We start from the raw sequence: 18,630 nt of genomic DNA on the forward strand, positions 1-18,630 counted from the left end.
GCGAGGCTCTCGGGTGGTCCTGCATCACCTGGCTGCGTATCGCCACAGGCTACTCCAGGTACCCGTCCGCGACGCGCAAGCTGAAAAATCAGCCCATGCAAGGGAAGATCAAGGATGCTGGAGGTCGTCGCCTCGGATGGCTTGCAGTCTCCATGTCATTGTGTCAATGTCAGGGTTCGAGCGGCCATTGGAATTCTTGAAAATTTATGACCGATCCCAAAAAAATAGCCAGCCTGGAAAAAATCTATCAAGCAATGGATTCCGCTGAAATTGAATATCGGCTGGCACATGGTGAGCTGAGTCCAATAGCCCGCGAAGTTGCAAAGTCGGAGCTGCAGCGAAGGAGTGCTGCTTATGCCAGCGGTGTTGATTCCGAGGCGGCTAAGATTCCGAATACTTCAGACTCAGGTGTATTATTCCAACTTTCGCTTGCTGCTTTGATTATTTTTCTTGGCTATGCATTCCTGCGGATTGTAATGGGATGGTCAAACGGCGTTTTCGTTGCTATCTTCGTTGTATTTGTTTTACCCTGCATCGCTGCAATGTTTGGAAAGTCCTTTCCGAGATTTGGTGGTTTAATTGGTGCAGCCATTATTTTTTATGGAGCATACTTCTATTTTTCCACCGAAATTAAAGGAGATCACCTAGAACGCGGGCTGACTCATGTTTTTTTGGCGGTGTACACCATGGGATACGTCATACTAGGTTCTTTTTTCTTGATGGGCGCATTTTTCAAAGGTACTGATGATGAGCTTGACGATAAATTGAATGAATACGTTGACGATATGACTGAAGCTGTTCGGAGATTGCATTAGGATTATGCAGTCCAAGAGAGTGATTTTATCAGACTAAATATTTAGCATATGGCTAGCATTAAACGATTTTTCTTTGTCGCATTCCTGATAATTAGTTTTATTGCGTTCATGCTAGCCAATTTTATTTTCATTGCCACGCCTAGTAACTTAAACGAACTCAAAGTTGTTACTGGACGTATTAAGCACGCATATTACCACCCGGGCAACCCTAGCACTGGCAACCCACTTCGTGGTGCGTACAGATCGGGCAGCCCGCCGCAAATATCTTTGACGGTTTTTGGTTCTGACATTACCTTCAAATTAGTTTATGAGCAGGACCGACTTGATAAAATAAATAACGCACCCAAGGATTCAATTGTCAAAGTGACCTATCAAGGTGCCGGCTTGCAAGGCAGTGTCTGGGGGTTAGAACTCAACGGAGTTGTAATTGAAAAACCAGAAGATCACTTGAAGCAAGACAGAAACCTTTATCAAGGACTGTATTACGTAGCAGGGTTATTTATTGCCATAGCAATCTTGCTATCAAAACTTACAAAATCACAACCACAAAATAGATCTGAGCACAATCATTCTAGATCAGCTGGTGTCCACAAGAAATTGATGGTTGAAAATGATCCGCAACCGTTTAAGGGTGTGTTGCACATCATAGGGCTTGTTGCTGGCGGATTGTGGGGAGCCATGTTCGTGCGCTGGTATTACCTCTATGTCGTACCAAAGACAGATTTGGGCGCTGGTGGTACGCTGTTTATGCTGATCACAATATTTCCTCTTATATTGGGTATAACGCTGGGCTATTTTTTCGTGATGGTTGGAGCCCGTCCACTTCCTTCTGTCGCACGGGTTATGGCTGTCTTTACGCCGTTCTTAATTGCATTTTTTGGCTTTGTGCTGCCAATGCAAATCAGCTCTGCAAAATCAGAACAGTATCAAAAAAACGCCTTGGCCATCCGTTCGTCTGCTGAAAATCATAATGCAGTTGCTGGAGGCGCACAACAATTCACGCCTAAGGAACTGGGGGAAATTTTTGCTTTGAAGATGCAAACTCCTCACGCCGCACCAGGTGTCATCCCGTCCATGCTCAGCGTGAGTCCAAGTGGTTCGGGTTTTCTCATTGGAAACCGATCAAATAAACCGATTAAGGTCCAAATCTCCCGTGTGCTGCCTGTAGCCGGTACCTGGGAGCATTGCGACATTGGATTTGAGGACACACCGGCACCCGCAATCTCATGGAGATATAGGGGAGAGATTCTACCCGGACATGGAAAAATTTATAACTTCGAGACTTGCGCAGAACGGTTTAAAAATGCAAGCATCGAATACGTTGTATTTGATAGCACGGATCAAGTTATTTTTAGATCTGAATCATCCTTTTACCGCCGATATCCATAGTTGCAAATTAAGGCTTGGCCTGACGCGCGAAGCCAGTCTCAGAATCGTCCCAAGGGCAATAAAGGCTTGCTAGGCTTGATTGAAAAATACGATTGAGTTTGAGGCGGCTGCGTCAGTTGCTCCATCCCATCAAGCGCTTCGGATCACGGACAAAGGGGGATCCATGCGGATACTTTGCTGCGGGCGTGCATGAATTCGGGGAGAGGTCTCAAACGATGCGAATTCCTCGCCGTGCGTGGTGGTCGGGTGGACTGGAGAGCGGGCTCTGCCAGCGTCCACAGTCGCGACTTCAAAGCAGCGCAAATCAGACATGCCGAAACAGGATTTCGCCTCGCGAAGACGAACTGATTGGCCAGGCACCGGGTGCTTGGGGCAAGGGCACCCAGGTGGATCCCTGGCCTGCTCCCGGATGGTCTGCACCACCGGGCTGCGTATCGCCACAAGGTACTTCGGGTACCTGCCCTCGACGCGCAAGGAGAAAAATCACGCAGTGCAAGGGGCGATCGAGGATGCTTGGGTTCGTCGCACCAGAAGCGTTCATGATCCCTGTCGTTGTGTCCCTGTCGGGGCTTGAGCGGCCATTGAAATTCTTAAAATAATCATGACTGACCCCAAAAAAATAGCCAGCCTGCAGAAACTGTACAAGGCAATGGATTCCGCAGAGATTGAACACCGACTGGCGCATGGCGAGCTCAGCTCGATAGCCCGCGAAGTCGCAAAATCCGAATTGCTGCAGAGAAGTTCTTCAGATGCCAGAATGGTTGATGGCGACTCGGGTGAGAGTGAACGAACTTCTCTTTCGAGGGCTATTTTTCAAATGACGCTGGCCGCCATTATTCTCCTGATGATTTTTGCATTTCTTCATTATGTACTAGGTTTCTCGAAAGCATTTTTCGCCTTTATGGCAATTGTCGTTGTGATACCCTGCTGTGGAGCCATGTTTGGAAAGGCATTTCCGGTGCCCGGTGTCGTGATTGGTTCAGCCATTCTGTGTTATGCGGCATATTTCTATTTCTCCGCTCCCGATATGAAGGGAACAAGTTTGGAGCGCGGGCTTAATCATGCATTTTTAATCGCCTACACCATTGGTTTTATCATGGCAGGTTGTTCTTTTATCATGGGCGCTTTCTACAAAGGGACTGATGAAGAGCTGCAGAAAAATTTGAATAAATACATTGAAGATATTGGCAAAGCCGGAACGAAATTGTGAAAATACATTTTAACTGAAGATGGTGAAATTGGTGCAAATCAAGATAATCTCAATCCTTGGCGGATTTTTCGTGGCTTTGGCCGCTTCGGCAAACACGCCTCTTCGCCTTACAGACGCAGATGTGCAGGCATGGGAGGCGAGAAAGGATGTCGCTGAATCGATTCAGTGCAACAGCCTCTTGGGGGACGCGATTTCGCTTGAACGCCGCTTTGAAGCGATGGGCATGATCAAGGTGCAGGACGGTCTATTTCTGCCAGTGGGCAACAAATACAGGCCCACTTTGTTTGGAGACTATCTGGTGGCAGCGCAAGTCGGCCGCTCAGCTGGACATCGGAATGCCACGGTGGCTACCGTCTACCTGCAGAACCAGACCAGCAAGCTTTTCGCCGAAATGCTGGAGATGTCCAAGATTGACGAGGCGGCGAAGACCAAGGAGCCCTCCTATATCAAAAGGACTGGCTTGAAAACCACCTTGCGCGTTGGCTCGGCCTCCGAGCTTTCCGTGGGGAATGCCACGCTCAAGTACCAGTCGTCCATATCATGCCAAGTGCAATAAGGGCGTGCTTGGCCAGGATTGAAAAAGACGAATGAGTTTGAGGTGGGCACGTCAGTTGCTCCATCCCATCAAGCGCTTCCGAGCCGCCCGTGCTACCAGGCCATCTCTCCCTTGGCCACCTTGGCGCCAATGTCCAGCGCGATCGGCAGGCCCGCGTCCGGGTACTGCTTCTTGAATGCCGCCGACAGTGCCTGCGAATCCTTGGCCTCAGGGATGGCCGCGATGAAGTCCTTGAGGTACCGGCGGGTGAAGTCGATGGAGCGGCCGTCCAGCGCGTCGCCCACCTTCATGTGACCCGGCACGACCAGTGCGGGCTTCAGGGCCTGCATCTCGTCCAGTTGCGCCAGCCAAGCCAGGCGCTGGGCCGGTGTCTGCGTGTTGGCGGTCCACACATGCAGGTTGGACCACAGCGCCACATTGCCCGTGATGGCCCGGGCCGAGGGAATCCAGACATAGGGGCGGTTGGCAAGCTCGCCCGTGGTGCCCCGGATTTCCACGCTGTGCCCGTCCACGCTCAGCACCGTGGTGGGCAGCACCTGCGGCACCACTGGCCGCTTGGGTGCGTTGGCGCCCAGGCGTGGGCCCCAGACTTTCATCTTTTCCTGCAGGTGCTCGCTGATTTCCTGGGCCACGGCCGGGGTGGCCACCACCTGCGCATCGGGGAAAAGGGCCTGCAGTGCTTCTGCCCCAAAGTAATAGTCGGGGTCGGCGTCGCTGATGAGGATGGTCTTGAGCGCTTTGCCGCTGTCGAGCACTGCGGCGGCAATGCGCAGGGCATCGGCCCGCGTGAAGCCCGAGCCGATCACCATGGCTTGCTTGTCGCCGGTGACCAGAGTGGCGTTGACCCCGAAGCTGGTCTCCGGTGCAGTGACCACGCTGATTTTGAGCGGCTCGGCCGCCTGCGCTAAGAAGGTGATGCTGGCCAGGGCGATGGCGCTGATGGTACTGAGGTGTTTCATGCAAGGTTCTCGTTCAATGGTTGGATGGTGGGGTTGGCTGCTTCGTCAACCCGGGATGGGTACTTCGGCACCGAAGGGATGTGCCGATTCAGACGGCGACCACGATGGGAAACCGCGCCTGCATCCCATCGGCGCCGGGCGCAAACGGCACGGTGACGGCGCTGCGCTCGGCCTCTGACAGACCGCGCCACACCTGGTCGCGCGCATTGCCCGCATCGCCGGCCACATACAGCTGCGTGGTCAGCAGCTCGCGCTGGCCCAGCCGCACCTTGAAGTGCACGTGCGAGGTGCGCCCCGCATAGGGCACGGGGCGGATGGTGCGAAAGCGGTAGCTGCCGTCCTGCGCCACCGCCACGCGGCCAAAGCCCTGGAAGGCGGCGTCCGCCCTGCCCCAGTCGCCCGGGTGGTGGTAGTGGCCATCGGCATCGCTCTGCCAGATCTCGACCTGCGCGCCGCGCACGGGCCTGCCTGCCATGTCGGTCACCGTGCCCTGCAGCCAGGCCGGCTGGCCGCCGCCGTAGCTGAGCCGGCCATTGCGCAGCAGGTCGTGGTCGGCGTCGGCAGGCAGGCGCAGGGGGTAGAAGGGCCCTTCGGTCTGCGATGGCGTGGCGATGCGCGCGGCAGCGGGTTGCGCGCGGGCGCCCAGCCACAGCGCCGGGGCGGCCACCAGGGCGGCCGTGAACGCGCGCCGATGCAGTGCACTGGCGTTCACCCTCACGCCCCCGGCCGTCATGCCCACCCCTGCAGCACCACCTTGCCGCGCGCCGTGCCCGATTCGATCAGCGCATGCGCCTTCTTCAGGTTCTCGGCGTTGATGCTGCCAAAGCGCTCGGCCAGTGTGGTTCGCACCAGGCCGGCATCGACCAGCGCGGCCACTTCGTTGAGCAGGTGGTGCTGGTGGACCATGTCGGCCGTCTGGAACATCGAACGCGTGGCCATCATCTCCCAGTGGATGGAGACGGACTTGCGCTTGAAGGGCATCACGTCGAGCGCCCTGGGGTCGTCGATCAGGCCGAACTTTCCCTGGGGCGCAATGGCTTCGACGATCTGCGGCAGGTGCGTTTCGGTCTGGTTCAGGCTGACGATGGTGTCCACCGTCGGGAAGCCTATGGCCTTGAGTTCCTGCGCCAGCGGCTTGCTGTGGTCGATGACGTGGTGGGCGCCCAGCTCCTTCACCCAGGCCTGGGTTTCGGGGCGCGATGCGGTGCCGATCACCGTGAGGCTGGTGAGCCGCGAGGCCAGCTGCGTCATGATGGAACCGACCCCGCCCGATGCGCCGATGATCAGCAGCGTCTTGCCCTCGGGCTTCTTGCCAGGGGCGATGCCCAGACGGTCGAACAGCATTTCCCACGCGGTGATGGCCGTGAGGGGCAATGCGGCGGCCTGGGCAAAGTCGAGCGTCTTGGGCGCATGGCCCACGATGCGCTCGTCCACCAGGTGCAGCTCGGCATTGGTGCCGTGCCGGGCGAAGGAGCCGGCGTACCACACGCGGTCGCCGGGCTTGAACAGCGTGACCTCGGGGCCCACGGCCTTCACGATGCCGCTGGCGTCCCAGCCCAGCACCTTCCAGCGCTGGCCTTCGGCGGGGGCCGCGCTCTTGCGGATCTTGGTGTCCACGGGGTTCACGGAGATGGCTTGCACCTCCACCAACAAATCGCGGCCGGTGGCCACGGGGTCGGGCAAGGTGATGTCGACCAGCGCATCGGCATGGGTGATGGGCTGGGGGGTGGTGTATCCGACGGCTTTCATGGGGATGGCTCTTTCAACAAGGGGGATCAGTAGCGAAGATGAATGGCGGTGCCTCTGGGCCCGCTCTTACTTGCGGCACAGCCGTTCGTAGTACGACTGGATTTCCATCGCAATCCAGTCCTTCAAATCCCAGTCGGGGTGCTGCGCTTCCAGGATGGGCGTGAGCTCCTTCTGGATGGTGGCCAGGTCATTGCCTGCGGCGCAGCGGCGCGCCACTTCCTCGCGGGCCACGTCCATGTGGCGTGCCGACGCATCGAGGTCGGCGGCCGTGCCGATGCGGCCGTGCCCGGGGATCACGATCTTGGGGTTGGTGGCGGCCACCTTGCGAAAGATCTCGCGCCAGTTGAGCGGGTCGACGTCGGTGTCCGCCAGGTCCGGGAACCACGGCATGATGGGGAACGATTTGGTCTCCAGCAGGTCGCCCAGAATCACCACGCCCTGCTCGGGCACCGAGATCACCTGGTCGCCCAGCGTGTGCGCCGGCTGGTAGTAGTTGAGCTTGACCACGCGCCCGCCCAGGTCGATCTCGGCCTCGGTGTCGTACACCACATCGGGCATCACGAAGCGCACGTCCTTCATGGCCTGCGCCACGTCCAGCTTGTCCGAGAAGAGTTCGCGGAACGCGGGCCCTTTCTTGAGCAGCTCGTCGCGCTGCGCGCGGTTGTAGATGATGGTGGCCTGGCCCTTGAAAGCCTGCGCGCCAAAGCCGTGCTCCGGGTGGAAGTGCGTCATGGTGAGGTACAGCTTCTTGTTGCCCGCCAGCTTTCTGGCGGTCTGCAGCACCAGTTGCGCGCTCTTGGTGCCCAGGCCCGTGTCCACCACCAGCGCCGCGTCGCGGCCCACGATGATGGTCACGTTGGGCACCAGAAAGACCTGCTGGCGGTCTTCGATCACGTGCACGCCGGGGCTCACCTCGGTGATGTTGGCCAGGTTCACCACCTTCTGCGCCGACACATCCTTGCCGGCGGCGAATGCAGGCACGCTGCCCAGCGCACAGGCCATCACGGCGGCGGCGCTCAGCGCGGCGGACTGGCGCAGCACGGTCTTGCGGGCGACCGGTGCAGGCCTTGGTGCTGGGTTCGCCATGGCAGCGTGCGGCTGGCGGGAGTGGGGGTTTCGCAGGGCATTCATGGTGGTCTTCGGTTCAGGGAGTGAAGGGGTGTGTTGAGAAGCGATGGGTGAATTTTCAAGAACCAGCCATAATCTGTCCAACAGATAACCGATATAAATGATTATTTGATTTATGGATTTTCATGGCATCGACCTGAACCTGCTGGCCGCTTTCGACGCGCTGGCGAGCGAGCGCAACGTGACCCGCGCCGCCGTGCGCGTGGGGGTGAGCCAACCCGCGATGAGCGCCGCCCTGTCGCGCCTGCGCACGCTGTTCAACGACCCGCTGTTCCTGCGCAGCGCGCAGGGCCTGGTGCCCACGCCCAAGGCGCGCGAACTGGCCGGGCCGGTATCGCAGGCGCTGCAGCAGATCAAGGCCGCACTGCTGCCCAAGGAGCAGTTCGAGCCTGCCACCAGCGCCATGACCTTCACCCTGGGCCTGTCGGAATACCCGGCCTTCGTGCTGCTGCCCCTGCTCTCGCGGGCGCTGGAGCAACTGGGCCCCGGGCTGTCGCTATCGGTGCACGCCATCGGCAGCCGCGACAGCGCGGTAGACCTGCTCGATGCCGGCACCATCGACGCGGCCATCGGCGTGCCGCCCACCCAGGCCGAGAACCGCATCCTCACCCGCTCCGTCATGCGCGACGAGTTCATCACCATCGTGCGCCGCGGCCACCCGGCGGTGAAGGACGGGATGAACATGCAGGTCTTTCTGGCGCTGCGCCATGTGCTGGTGTCGCCCGAGGGCGACCGCCACGGTCTGGTCGACCAGGCACTGGCCTACCTGGGCCAGCGCCGCACGCTGGGCCTGGCGCTGCCGCAGATGTTTGCCGCCCCCAGCATGGTGGCGCAGACCGACATGGTGGCCACGGTGATGGGCCGCGTGGCGCGCCATTCGCCGCACTGGCGCAAGCTGGCGTCGTTCACGCCTCCCGTCACGCTGCCGGTGATTGGCTACGACCTCATGTGGCACCGGCGCAATGACGCGCACCCGGCGCAGCAGTGGCTCAGGGACCAGGTGGCGGCGCTGGCAGCGGCGCTGTAGCCGGGGCGGTCATTGCACGGCGCCAGCGGGCGCGAGCAGCCGATTTATAGCGGGCCAAGGGTGTCATCAGGCCCTGGTGCAGCCGGTCCCCTTCGCGCCAGCGCTCGCTATCGCCACACACGCAAGTGAAGCATCGCCTTGATGGCCGCCGCAAGCACCAGCGCACAGAGAACCGCCTTCGACGCTGACTCCATGACCCCCTCGACCAGCATGCCGTGGACCACACTGCCAGTGACGATCACCACTGCAAGGGCCACGTGGGCGATGCGCCAGGTTCGAGGGGCCAGCCCCAATCGCCTGCGGAGTGTGGCCATCAGCGTGGCCGCGAAAATTGCCCACATGGCGATCACGCCCCAAAGGGAGAACGGCGTCGGCGATGCGAAAACCAGGGCGTCGATCGTGTCCGGCGGACTTGTCACCCACAGGCCCACGACATGAACCACCAGCGTGACGAGCAAGGCGACTCCAACCCGGAAATGCGCTCGGCGCCCTAGATAGCCCTTGAGCCCCGGCAAGAATCCGCCAACCAGCAGCGGCAGAACGAGCACGAGGCTCAGTGAAGCAATTCCGGCGAAGCAAGCCAGGATGTAGATGGGGCCACGCCATTCGAGCAGCGGGCTGGCCGCAGCAGCTGCCAAGGGCACGCAAACGGCAGCCACGAGGCCGGCCCAGATCAGGATCCCCTTTGTGAGTTTCATTTTCTTGCTACCAATCCAGTCAGGCCGGCTCAAGAACGAAATGCGCCTCCAGCGTCTTGTCCTTTGCGCTGCGCATCACCGGCCGAAGAAACACCGTCTTGAACTCGCCGCTGTCATAGGCAAGGTGCCCGTGCGCCTGGCCAAAGAGAGGGATGATTTGCGGCATCTCAAGACGGAATTTTCCGTCTTTGTCGGTGAGCGTTGCGCCATGGCTCTGCGGCTCGTGCTCCTGCCCTTCGGTCGTGTGCGCCCATATTTGAATGCGTTGCCCGGCAAGCGGCGCCCCATCGCCCGCGCGGCGCACGGTGCCACTCATCCAGAAGCCTCCCTTTCCAATCCTCTCCACAATCGGCGCACCCTTGCGGTAGTTGTTGGAGCCGCCCGACATCGAACGGGTGGGCGCGAGGCCCTGCGCGCTGGCGGGCAGCAACAATGCAGAAACGCCGGTTGCCAGGACGGCCCCGCCAACGGCGATGAGTTTGCGGCGGCTGAGTGCGATGGTGCTCATGGAAACTCTTGAAGTGAATTGACGTGTCATCCAGATGCACATCACCAGGGCAGCGCCTTGCCCAGGTGCGTGAAACTTCCCGAAGGGCCAGAGTCGTCGAGCAAGGCCATTGCCACGCTGGTCTTTGCGCCAGCTTCGGCATCGATTTCACCGTTGCCACCGTTCATGTCGGTCATCACATAGCCCGGGTGCACGGCGTTCACCTTGAGCGGGGTTCCCCTCAGTTCGTGAGCCAGATGCACGGTCCATGCGTTGACAACGCTCTTGGAGGCGTTGTAGGCCGGCAGTTTGAAATCGTAGATGGGCGAAGCAGGGTCTGTGTGCAGGCCGAACGAAGCGAGCTGGCTGGAGAGATTGACGATGCGACCCGCGGCTGCCGCCTTGAGAAGCGGCAAGAAGGCCTGGGTCACCTCCACCAGGGCGAACACATTGGTGTCGAAGGTCTCGCGCCACACCTGCAGCGACTGCTCGGAAGGCTTGCAGTCCATTGCGTCGAGCAGCACGCCCGCGTTGTTCACCAGGATGTCCAGGCGGCCGTAGGTGTTTTGCACATGCGCGGCGGCAGCCGCGATGCTCGCTGGGACGGTGACATCCAGCGCCAGGGGCTCAACGCTCAGGCCTTCGGACTGAAGGGCCTGCGCAGCCTTGGCCGCAGTGGCAATGCTGCGGCCGGCAAGCAGCACGTGGACACCGGCCTGGGCGAGCTGGCGGGTGGTGGCAAGTCCAATGCCGCGGGTAGCGCCGGTGACGAGGGCGATTTTGGGCTGGTTGGTCATGGTGATGTCCGGTCAAGGTGGGAGAACAAATCGAGAGCCCGGCTCATTTGCGGCGTGTGTAGCTGTAGCTGATGCCCCGCCACTTCACCGGCGCAGATCCAGCCAGCGTGAAGTACTGGTCCTTCACTTCGTGGTCCGCATCCTGGCGTGTGATCACCTGCTCCATGCGCCAAAATTGGCCGATGGCGATGTCCCCAATGATGTTGGGCGAGGCAAAGGGCAGAAAGCTCATGAAAATGCGCTGTTCAGGATCGGGGTCGATGCTGTAGGCCACCATCATTCCGTCCGGCACGCGGCCGTCCATGGACATGTATTGCCAGCGTCCTTCCTGCTTGTTGAAGGTCAGGAAGTCGGCGCGGGTAAAGGGCGCACCGGGTGCGCCGGGCACCGTGCGCAACACCTCTTCCAGCATCGGCCCGATCATGCGGCGCTCGGCCACCAGGCCCGTCTGCACAGTGGGCGTGGCGCCGGGCTTTTCCCAATTGGTGATGGTCACGTCCCAGGTTCCGGCGCGCTGAACAAGGGCCTTGGCTTCGGGGCCGAATTCGTTGAGCTTGTCCATCACGGACTGTGCATCGGCGGCGTTTGCCGGCACTGCGAAAAGGGTGGACGACAGCGCCAGCACGGCGGCGATGGCGGGGAGTACGCGGTGGGGTTTCAATGGCATCTTTGTTCCTTGGGTCGGCGTCGACATCGACACCGATGGAACAAAGTGTATTGACCGATGGATGAATGATAATCACCAGATAGAGCATCGATCTCACAACCAGGAGTGGTGAATGGACCGCCTTGCCAGCATGGCTACCTTTGTCAAGGTCGTCGACCTGGGCTCTTTCGCAGCCGCGGCGATGGAGCTGAAAATGTCGCCGCAGATGGTCGCCAAACACGTCGCCTATCTCGAAGCGCGCCTGGCCACGCGCCTGCTCAACCGCACCACCCGGCGCCAGAGCCTGACCGAGATCGGCAAGACCTACTACGAGCGTTGCAAGGTGGTGCTGGCAGAGGTGGACTGGGCGGACGCCGCAGGCGACAACGCGACCGGCAAGCCGCGCGGGCGCTTGCGTGTCAACGCCCCGCTTTCGTTCGGTACCCACACCCTGGTGCCGCTGGTCGCGCGCTACCTGCGCCAGCATCCGGAGGTCGAAATCGAATTGGTGCTCAGCGACCGCTATGTCGACCTGATCGAGGAAGGCTTCGAGGCTGTCTTTCGCATCGGGCGGCTGGCCGATTCGTCGCTGACTGCGCGTGCGCTGCGCCCCTTTCGCTCGCTGGCATGCGCATCGCCTGCGTACCTGCAACAACACGGTACCCCGCGCGACCCGGCAGACCTGCTTGCGCACGTATGCCTGGGCTATGTCGGCACGCGGCCCGGGTCGACCGACTGGCGGTTCATGCGAGACGGGCGCACATTCGACGTACCGGTGCGCGGCCCGCTGCAGGTGAACAACGCCGCCGCCTTGCTCTCCGGTGCGCTGGAGGGTTTTGGCATCGCCTTCATCGCCGAAGATCTGGCGCGGGCTTCCATTGCCACGGGCGCGCTCGTGCGCGTCTTGCCCGACTTCGAGACCCCGTCGCGCCCGATGCACCTGCTGTTCCATGCCGACAGGCGGCTGACCAGCAAACTTCGCAGCTTCGTGGATGCGGTCACGCGGGAAATCGGACTCGATGATCCCCCGAATTCAAAATGAGCGCGGTGCGGTGACCCGTCCCCGCAGCCTCATGCCCGGTGCGCGATGCCAGCGCCCGCAGCGCGCTCGATCTGCGCTTGCAGCGGCGCCAGGAACCCATCCATCGTCTGCTCCTGCAGATCGACGGCCTTGGCACCGCCGCCCGCCACCACGGTCACGTCCTCGATGCCGATGACGCCGAGGATGAGCCGCAGATACTGCGTGGCGATGTCGCGATCGCGGATGGGCGATCCCTCGGTGTACACGCCGCCCGAGGCCATCAGCAGGGTCGCCTTCTTGCCTTTGACCAGGCCCTGGCCGTCCAGGCCGAGCGTCGCGCCCTTGCGCACGATATGGTCCACCCAGGCCTTGAGCGACGCGGGAACGTTGTAGTTGTAGACCGGGGTCGAGATGGCGATGTGCCCGGCCGCGAGCACCTCGGCGACCATCTCGTCCGACAGCCGCAGTTCGTCCCGCATGGCCTGCGATTGGTTCGCGGGCGGCGTGAAGTAGGCGTGCAGCCAGGGCGCCGTGACGAACGGGGGCGCGCCATCGGCATCGGCCAGGTCGCGGTGCACGACATGGCCAGCCGGATGGGCGGTGCGCCAGGCCGCAAGAAAGCGCTGGGTCATCTGGCGCGAGACGGACTGGGCGCCGCGCGGGCTGGTCTCTACAACGAGGAGTTGGGTCATGGAGGTTTCTTTCCTTCTGTCTTTCGGGGTGGCTGGTGGGCCCGGTGGGTGCGCCGGGCGGGGCCGCCAATGGCGTCGTGAAGGGACTTTAGGCACCACGTTGCTTCTGCGGAAGCGATGAAAATGTGATACTTTTCATCTACTTTAGAGATGGATATGGGAGATGGACCGATGATTGGAAGCCTCACCCTCGACCAGTTGCGCGTGCTGGTGGCCATTGCCGACACCGGCAGTTTTTCGGCCGCCGGGCGCAGGCTCAGGCGTGTGCAGTCAGCGGTGAGCCAAGCGGTGGCCAACCTGGAGCAGCTGCAGGGCGTCGCGCTGTTCGACCGCCAGGGCCATCGCCCCCAATTGACCGAGGTGGGCCGTGTGCTGGTGGACCAGGCGCGGCTCGTGCTGGCCAGTGCTTCGCGCTTCGAGGCGGTGGCGGCCAGCACGCGGGCGGGGGTGGAGCCGCAATTGGCCATCGCCATCGACCCGCTGGTGCCCACCGCCCCGCTGATCGACAGCCTGCGTGCGCTGAGCCAGGCCTTTCCCGATCTGCCGGTGCACTTTTCGACCGAAGGGCTGGGCGGGTCGCTGCGGCGGCTGCGCAGCGACTCGGCGGCCATGGCGCTGTGCCTGCTGCTGCCGGGCGTACCCGAGGACATTGCCGCCTACCCGTTGCTGCGCACCCCCCTGCGCGCGGTGGCCGCGCCGGGCCATCCGCTGGCCGCGCTGGCCGCGCTGGGCCGCCCGGCCACGCAGGGCGACCTGGCGCCGCACGTCCAACTGGTGCTGTCGGACCCGGCCGATCCGGGCGGCCCCAACTACGGCGTGGCGGGCACCCGGCTATGGCGTTTTGCCGATCTGGGCCGCCGCATGGACTTCTTGCTGGCGGGATTCGGCTGGTGCCGCATGCCCGAGCACCTGGTGGCAACGGCCATCGCGTCAGGGGCACTCATCGCCATCGAGATCCACGACGACCCCACTCCACCCGAAGGGCTGACCATCTACGCGGCCCACCGGCGTGACCGCGCGCTCGGCGTGGCCGGGCGATGGCTGCTCGACGACCTGCGTCGCAGACTGGTCCACTGAAACCAACGCCACCACCACCATCGGCGCGCCTGGCACCGCGCAGCATCTCCTATACTGCCGGCCGCTTGCAGGGCGGCGCCTCGCCCCGAAGCATTCCGCAACATCCCGCACCGTGCAACGCAGCCCGCACACGCTGCCCCGCGCCGCATTGCCATGAACACACCCGACGCCCACTATTTTGAAATGAACCGCATCGGCTGGGACCGCCGCGCCCGCGTTCACTTCGAATCCAGGTTCTACGACGTGGAGGGCTTCATGGCGGGCGCCACCTCGCTGCGGGACATCGAGCTGGGCCAGTTGCAGGAGGTGGCTGGCAAGCGGCTGCTGCACCTGCAATGCCACTTCGGGCTGGACACCTTGTCGTGGGCCCGCAAGGGCGCCGTGTGCACCGGGGTGGACATCTCGCCGGTGGCCATCGGCAAGGCCCGGGAGCTGGCAGCCCGCACCGGCCTGGGCGCTGATTTCGTGTGCTCGGACGTCTACGGCTTTGGCGCTGGCGGCGCGCAGGCGTTCGACATCGTGTTCACCTCGTACGGGGCCCTGTGCTGGCTCCCCGACCTGGCCCGCTGGGCGCAGGTGGTGGCCTCGCACCTGGCGGTGGGGGGCCTGTTCTACATGGTTGAGTTCCACCCCCTGCGCGACCTGCTGGCGGGGCAGCCGTACTTTGGCAGTGCGGCGCCAGACATCGAAGAAGAAGCCACCTACACCGACAACGGGGCAGGCGCCGTAGCCCAACTGGCCACGTGGTCGCACCCGCTTTCAAGCGTCATCAACGCCTTGGTGGGCGCGGGCATTCGGATAGAGCGCGTGGACGAGTTTGCCTACAGCCCGTACGACTGTTTTGAAGGCATGGTGGAGCGAGAGCCGGGCAGGTTCTACATGGACCACCAGGGCCATGATGTCCCCATGGTGTACAGCATCACCGGCCGCAGGCTCGCCTGATACGGCAGTGGCCGAGCCGTACCCGCAGACGTGGCGGGCAGGGCCACCGCGCGCGCCCTACCTCGGTAGGGTTACGCCAGGCGGCAGGCGCATTCCTGGTGCCGGGGACCAATGGCCCGTTCACCTTCGCCGCGCCGATTGCCAAGGCAGGGATGCGACTGAAACAAATGGCTTCCCCTGGCTGAATTCGTAACGCTTTGTTTGGCTGACAGGGTGTGGTGATGCGAATCACCGCTTTTCGCAAGGCGCCGCAATACCATGGCGCTTGAGAGGCACCCCTGCTGATCGTAAAAAAACATTCGCCAGATTTCAGGGAGGGGAGGCTGTCACCGTGGCGTGTCCATCGTTCGTTGCGCACCGACTTTCTGAAGAGGCCAATGTGGGCTTCGGCAGGTTTCACCAATACTTCCAAAGATGGGTCTTCTGATGAGTTTCTATTCGAATTTTGCGAGCCATCGCCTGCGGTCCGCCGTGTCCCGTCAGCTGGCGCCTCTGGCCTTCAAAATCTGGCTGTTGTTCGCCCTGGTGGCTGGCATGGGCAGCGTGCACGCCGCCACGGTGGTGCACATGGCCACGGGCGCTCAAAACTCTGCAGCGGTGCTCAGCGACGGATCGCTGTGGACCTGGGGCGACAACCAGAGCGGGCAGTTGGGCAATGGCTCCATGGTGAGTGCGGACAAGCCCGTGCAGATCGGCAGCGGTTTCGCCCAGGTGGCCGTGGGCGCCATTGGCAAGTACATGGTGGCCCTCAAGACCGATGGCACCTTGTGGATGTGGGGCTCGGTGCAGCTGAGAAGCCAGACCCTGAACGAAACCCGGCCAGTGCAGGTCGGCAGCGGCTTTGCGCAGTTGATGACCTCGGACACCGCCAGCAAAACAGACGGCTCCGTCTGGTACTGGGGCCATGTGAAAAGCCTCTTCAAAGCGAGTGCCGGTGGCGACATGCTGGACCGGCTGCCACCCGCCTACCTGCAGATGGTCAATAACCGCAACAACGTGTTGTTCGTGCTGGGCGGCGGCGCCATACAGTTTGATTTTGTGCCCTTGGGAGAATGGGACTTGAACAACTGGGTCATCTGGAAGTACGGCTACGGCAGCGCCGGCCCGGTGGACCGTGGTTTTGTGCAGGTGGCCTTGGGCAACTACTCAGCCGCGGGCCTGAAGGATGACGGAACCCTCTGGCAATGGCGCTCTAGCGATGCACCCGTGCTGGTGGGCGGCGGCTATCGCCAAGTCGCCAAAGGTTTCTTCCACACGCTGGCGCTGAAGGCTGATGGCACGGCCTGGGCCTGGGGCACCAGCAACTACCAGGGCGAGTTGGGCAATGCCACCCTCACGGAGAGCGCAAGCCCGCAGCCCCTTGGAGGCGGGTATGCACAGGTAGCGGCATCCGCCCAGCACTCCCTGGCACTCACCACCGACGGCACGCTCCTGGCCTGGGGCAACAACAACGCAGGACAACTGGGTGTGGGGCCGGTGGGACAATCGCAACTGTCGCCGCTGCCCGTGGTGTTCGAAGGCGCGGGTGCACCGGGGCTGGGCACCATGGTGGCCACAGGGACCCTGACCCGCCTGACGATCTCCGCGCACGTACAGATAAAACCCGAGCACCTCGCCAGTGGTGCCAAGGGGCATCCCTACCTCATAGCGATCACGCCCGACGGCACCATGTACACCTACTCGGTGCCCAATTTCGACCGCCTCAATCCCGCCAACCCACTGGCCTGGGCCGACCGCCTGCAAAACACGTCCTCCGTCTTGTTCGTGAACCAGGACCTGACCCACTTGTCTGGCACCGCCTTTTTCATCGGCTATGGACTGGGTGCGACCACCGCCGAGAGCCTGGGTGAAATGCTGAATAGCTATCGCTACAAGCGGGTCTACGACATTCAATAGCCGGTACATTCCAAGGCAACGCCCGCCCGTACAGGTGGGCGATGGATGTCATCGGGGCATTCTCGAATTGCCCCGTGCGCGATCCTCACCCGCGCGCACGGGCCTAGCGATTACACGCCACCACACGCCCCTGATGGTCAGCATGTGTGCGAGCCGCTGCCGCGGCAGGCCCACAATGAGGGCATCGAACTGGGCCTGTGTGAGTGCGGTTGCTGCAGCGGCGCCCCATCGCTGGGCCAGGCAAAGCGTCGCTGGTTCAGGCGGTGCGTTGCGCACCACACGCCAAAGCCATCGTGCACCACCAGCTTCATCCGCGTGCCGCGCATTGGCAAAAAGGTAGGCGTGGTGGGCTTGCGCGGCGCCGAAGACTTGCACCACGCTGGCGATCAGGCGGTCGGCGCCGGCACGCATGTCCACGGGATCTACTGCGAGCCACAAACTGCCCCTGGGCGAAGCGCCGCTCCAGTTGCTCCAGCGGCATCTGCTGGTACAGCGCAACCAGTGAAAGCCGTTTCTTTTCGCTGAGGTCATTCACCATCGTGGCGGCCAAACGATAGGGTGGGTGGGCTGTGCTGGTGCCATGCGCCACCGCGAAGGCCTGTTCAGCCCGGGCCCAGCAGTTCCAGCGTGCGGGCGTCCTTCACGCCATCGAAATACCGCTGCAGCACGGCCTGGAACACGCTGTCGGTTGCAGACACCTCGCCAAACAGCGTCATGCTGGAGCACAGCTTCAGGTCGTCGGGGGTGCCCAGCACGTCGCGGGCAGATGCCGTTGGCAGCGCGAGCAGCAACTGGCAGCACTCGCGCAGACGGTTGCCCAGCACGGGGTGGTCCAGATACGCCTGGGCCTCGGCGCGGGACTGTATGGCGTAGCGCACCGCCATGTCACTGTGCCCCAGGCCCTTGAGCTGGGGAAACACGAACCACATCCAGTGTGTGCGCTTCTTGCCCGCCTTGAGCTCGGCGAGCACGCGCGCCCACACGGGCTCCTGTGCGCCCAGGAATCGGTCCAGAACGGGTGGTAAAGGCATGCCGCCATTGTATGGGCGCTATCGCGGCAAGCCCACTGCCGCCCGCGCCCTTGCACTGACCGCTTGCCGACACGCTCTTGACCCAGCCTCCTACAGAACGCAGCTGCATCGCCGCCGATGCTATGCGCACACCTACCAACCTGGAGAACACTGATGCGCAAGATGATCCTGATGGCCATTGCCGGATTCCTGTGGAAGAAATACAAGGCCCACAATGCCACCAACGCGCCCAACGCAACCGGCAGGGGGCCGGCAACGGCCGCCACCACCACGCCCTCGGCACGGCCCTGAGCACCGCGCGATAAGCAGGCGGCCGCGCCGGCCTGCGCACCCAGCACACCATTGAGGCGGTGCTGGGTGATTGCGCGCCCGGCAAACCTACGGGGCCTGGCGACATGGCGCGGGCATTGCCGGCACCAGGCGCAGTGGCAGGCGTTGATGCCGACCACGTGCACCATTGGCAGATGGGCGTTGGGGCGCGGCGCACTGCAGGTGACGCCCGTCACGCCC

Annotated in this window: 20 protein-coding genes and 1 pseudogene; 10 read left to right on the plus strand and 11 right to left on the minus strand. The window is 62.1% G+C overall.

What is annotated here, in order from left to right:
- The first annotated feature begins 206 nt into the window (after positions 1 to 206).
- The 4 genes from ACSQ9E_RS15940 to ACSQ9E_RS15955 all read left to right on the plus strand — a co-directional run bounded on the left by ACSQ9E_RS15940 (position 207) and on the right by ACSQ9E_RS15955 (position 3,970).
- Entirely contained in the window at positions 207 to 815 is a 609-nt protein-coding gene (locus ACSQ9E_RS15940; protein ID WP_436218436.1) for a hypothetical protein, read from the plus strand.
- 48 nt (positions 816 to 863) lie between these two features.
- On the plus strand, positions 864 to 2,204 hold the full coding sequence (locus ACSQ9E_RS15945; RefSeq protein ID WP_436218437.1) for a hypothetical protein: 1,341 nt from the start codon (positions 864 to 866) through the stop codon (positions 2,202 to 2,204).
- 601 nt (positions 2,205 to 2,805) lie between these two features.
- Positions 2,806 to 3,414, plus strand: a complete 609-nt coding sequence (locus ACSQ9E_RS15950) for a hypothetical protein (RefSeq protein ID WP_436218438.1) — start codon at positions 2,806 to 2,808, stop codon at positions 3,412 to 3,414.
- Positions 3,415 to 3,436: 22 nt separating this feature from the next.
- Positions 3,437 to 3,970, plus strand: a complete 534-nt coding sequence (locus ACSQ9E_RS15955) for a hypothetical protein (RefSeq protein WP_436218439.1) — start codon at positions 3,437 to 3,439, stop codon at positions 3,968 to 3,970.
- 92 nt (positions 3,971 to 4,062) lie between these two features.
- Here ACSQ9E_RS15955 and ACSQ9E_RS15960 read toward each other — a convergent pair whose 3' ends face one another.
- From ACSQ9E_RS15960 to ACSQ9E_RS15975, 4 genes are all read right to left on the minus strand, one after another.
- Complete coding sequence (locus tag ACSQ9E_RS15960) at positions 4,063 to 4,929, minus strand: MBL fold metallo-hydrolase (protein WP_436218440.1); 867 nt, start codon at positions 4,927 to 4,929, stop codon at positions 4,063 to 4,065.
- Positions 4,930 to 5,017: 88 nt separating this feature from the next.
- Positions 5,018 to 5,662 carry an intradiol ring-cleavage dioxygenase gene (locus tag ACSQ9E_RS15965; protein ID WP_436218441.1) on the minus strand — a complete coding sequence of 215 codons (645 nt, stop codon included), beginning with the start codon at positions 5,660 to 5,662 and terminating at the stop codon, positions 5,018 to 5,020.
- Positions 5,659 to 6,678, minus strand: a complete 1,020-nt coding sequence (locus ACSQ9E_RS15970) for a zinc-binding alcohol dehydrogenase family protein (RefSeq protein WP_436218442.1) — start codon at positions 6,676 to 6,678, stop codon at positions 5,659 to 5,661. Before ACSQ9E_RS15970 ends, ACSQ9E_RS15965 begins: the two co-directional genes overlap by 4 nt.
- Before the next feature lie 66 nt (positions 6,679 to 6,744).
- Positions 6,745 to 7,809 (minus strand): MBL fold metallo-hydrolase, encoded by a 1,065-nt coding sequence (locus ACSQ9E_RS15975; protein WP_428001320.1) that lies wholly within the window; start codon positions 7,807 to 7,809, stop codon positions 6,745 to 6,747.
- A gap of 112 nt (positions 7,810 to 7,921) precedes the next feature.
- On the opposite strand from ACSQ9E_RS15975, the gene ACSQ9E_RS15980 reads away from it, so the two are divergent.
- On the plus strand, positions 7,922 to 8,833 hold the full coding sequence (locus ACSQ9E_RS15980) for a LysR family transcriptional regulator (RefSeq protein WP_057269333.1): 912 nt from the start codon (positions 7,922 to 7,924) through the stop codon (positions 8,831 to 8,833).
- 107 nt (positions 8,834 to 8,940) lie between these two features.
- On the opposite strand, the gene ACSQ9E_RS15985 is transcribed toward ACSQ9E_RS15980, so the two are convergent.
- From ACSQ9E_RS15985 to ACSQ9E_RS16000, 4 genes are read right to left on the minus strand one after another with little or no spacing between them, the layout of a single operon-like run.
- A complete protein-coding gene (locus ACSQ9E_RS15985) occupies positions 8,941 to 9,531 on the minus strand; it encodes a hypothetical protein (RefSeq protein WP_436218443.1) in 591 nt (196 codons plus the stop codon).
- A 19-nt stretch (positions 9,532 to 9,550) separates the two neighbouring features.
- Positions 9,551 to 10,039, minus strand: a complete 489-nt coding sequence (locus ACSQ9E_RS15990; RefSeq protein ID WP_436218444.1) for a Twin-arginine translocation pathway signal — start codon at positions 10,037 to 10,039, stop codon at positions 9,551 to 9,553.
- Positions 10,040 to 10,080: 41 nt separating this feature from the next.
- Positions 10,081 to 10,815 carry an SDR family oxidoreductase gene (locus tag ACSQ9E_RS15995; protein ID WP_436218445.1) on the minus strand — a complete coding sequence of 245 codons (735 nt, stop codon included), beginning with the start codon at positions 10,813 to 10,815 and terminating at the stop codon, positions 10,081 to 10,083.
- 43 nt (positions 10,816 to 10,858) lie between these two features.
- Positions 10,859 to 11,482: a hypothetical protein gene (locus tag ACSQ9E_RS16000; protein WP_436218446.1), complete on the minus strand. Its 624-nt coding sequence runs from the start codon at positions 11,480 to 11,482 to the stop codon at positions 10,859 to 10,861.
- 112 nt (positions 11,483 to 11,594) lie between these two features.
- Between ACSQ9E_RS16000 and ACSQ9E_RS16005 the strand changes: the two genes are divergently transcribed.
- Entirely contained in the window at positions 11,595 to 12,503 is a 909-nt protein-coding gene (locus ACSQ9E_RS16005) for a LysR family transcriptional regulator (RefSeq protein ID WP_436218447.1), read from the plus strand.
- Positions 12,504 to 12,532: 29 nt separating this feature from the next.
- Here the strand turns inward: ACSQ9E_RS16005 and ACSQ9E_RS16010 are convergent, their stop codons facing one another.
- Complete coding sequence (locus ACSQ9E_RS16010) at positions 12,533 to 13,174, minus strand: FMN-dependent NADH-azoreductase (RefSeq protein ID WP_436218448.1); 642 nt, start codon at positions 13,172 to 13,174, stop codon at positions 12,533 to 12,535.
- A gap of 171 nt (positions 13,175 to 13,345) precedes the next feature.
- Between ACSQ9E_RS16010 and ACSQ9E_RS16015 the strand changes: the two genes are divergently transcribed.
- From ACSQ9E_RS16015 to ACSQ9E_RS16025, 3 genes are all read left to right on the plus strand, one after another.
- Positions 13,346 to 14,251: a LysR family transcriptional regulator gene (locus tag ACSQ9E_RS16015; RefSeq protein WP_436218449.1), complete on the plus strand. Its 906-nt coding sequence runs from the start codon at positions 13,346 to 13,348 to the stop codon at positions 14,249 to 14,251.
- Between the two features lie 153 nt (positions 14,252 to 14,404).
- Positions 14,405 to 15,193: a class I SAM-dependent methyltransferase gene (locus ACSQ9E_RS16020; RefSeq protein WP_436218450.1), complete on the plus strand. Its 789-nt coding sequence runs from the start codon at positions 14,405 to 14,407 to the stop codon at positions 15,191 to 15,193.
- 471 nt (positions 15,194 to 15,664) lie between these two features.
- The gene (locus ACSQ9E_RS16025; protein ID WP_436218451.1) at positions 15,665 to 17,089 is read left to right on the plus strand and encodes an RCC1 domain-containing protein; all 1,425 of its coding nucleotides are present in this window, start codon (positions 15,665 to 15,667) and stop codon (positions 17,087 to 17,089) included.
- A 137-nt stretch (positions 17,090 to 17,226) separates the two neighbouring features.
- On the opposite strand, the pseudogene tnpB reads toward ACSQ9E_RS16025, so the two are convergent.
- A pseudogene (gene tnpB / locus ACSQ9E_RS16030) lies at positions 17,227 to 17,620 on the minus strand (IS66 family insertion sequence element accessory protein TnpB).
- A gap of 71 nt (positions 17,621 to 17,691) precedes the next feature.
- Positions 17,692 to 18,120, minus strand: a complete 429-nt coding sequence (locus tag ACSQ9E_RS16035; RefSeq protein WP_436218452.1) for a DUF1810 domain-containing protein — start codon at positions 18,118 to 18,120, stop codon at positions 17,692 to 17,694.
- Between the two features lie 153 nt (positions 18,121 to 18,273).
- On the opposite strand from ACSQ9E_RS16035, the gene ACSQ9E_RS16040 reads away from it, so the two are divergent.
- The gene (locus ACSQ9E_RS16040; RefSeq protein WP_157422153.1) at positions 18,274 to 18,411 is read left to right on the plus strand and encodes a hypothetical protein; all 138 of its coding nucleotides are present in this window, start codon (positions 18,274 to 18,276) and stop codon (positions 18,409 to 18,411) included.
- The last annotated feature ends 219 nt before the right edge of the window (positions 18,412 to 18,630 follow it).

The sequence above is a fragment of the Acidovorax sp. LjRoot118 genome (assembly GCF_964253575.1).
GTDB lineage: Bacteria > Pseudomonadota > Gammaproteobacteria > Burkholderiales > Burkholderiaceae_C > Acidovorax.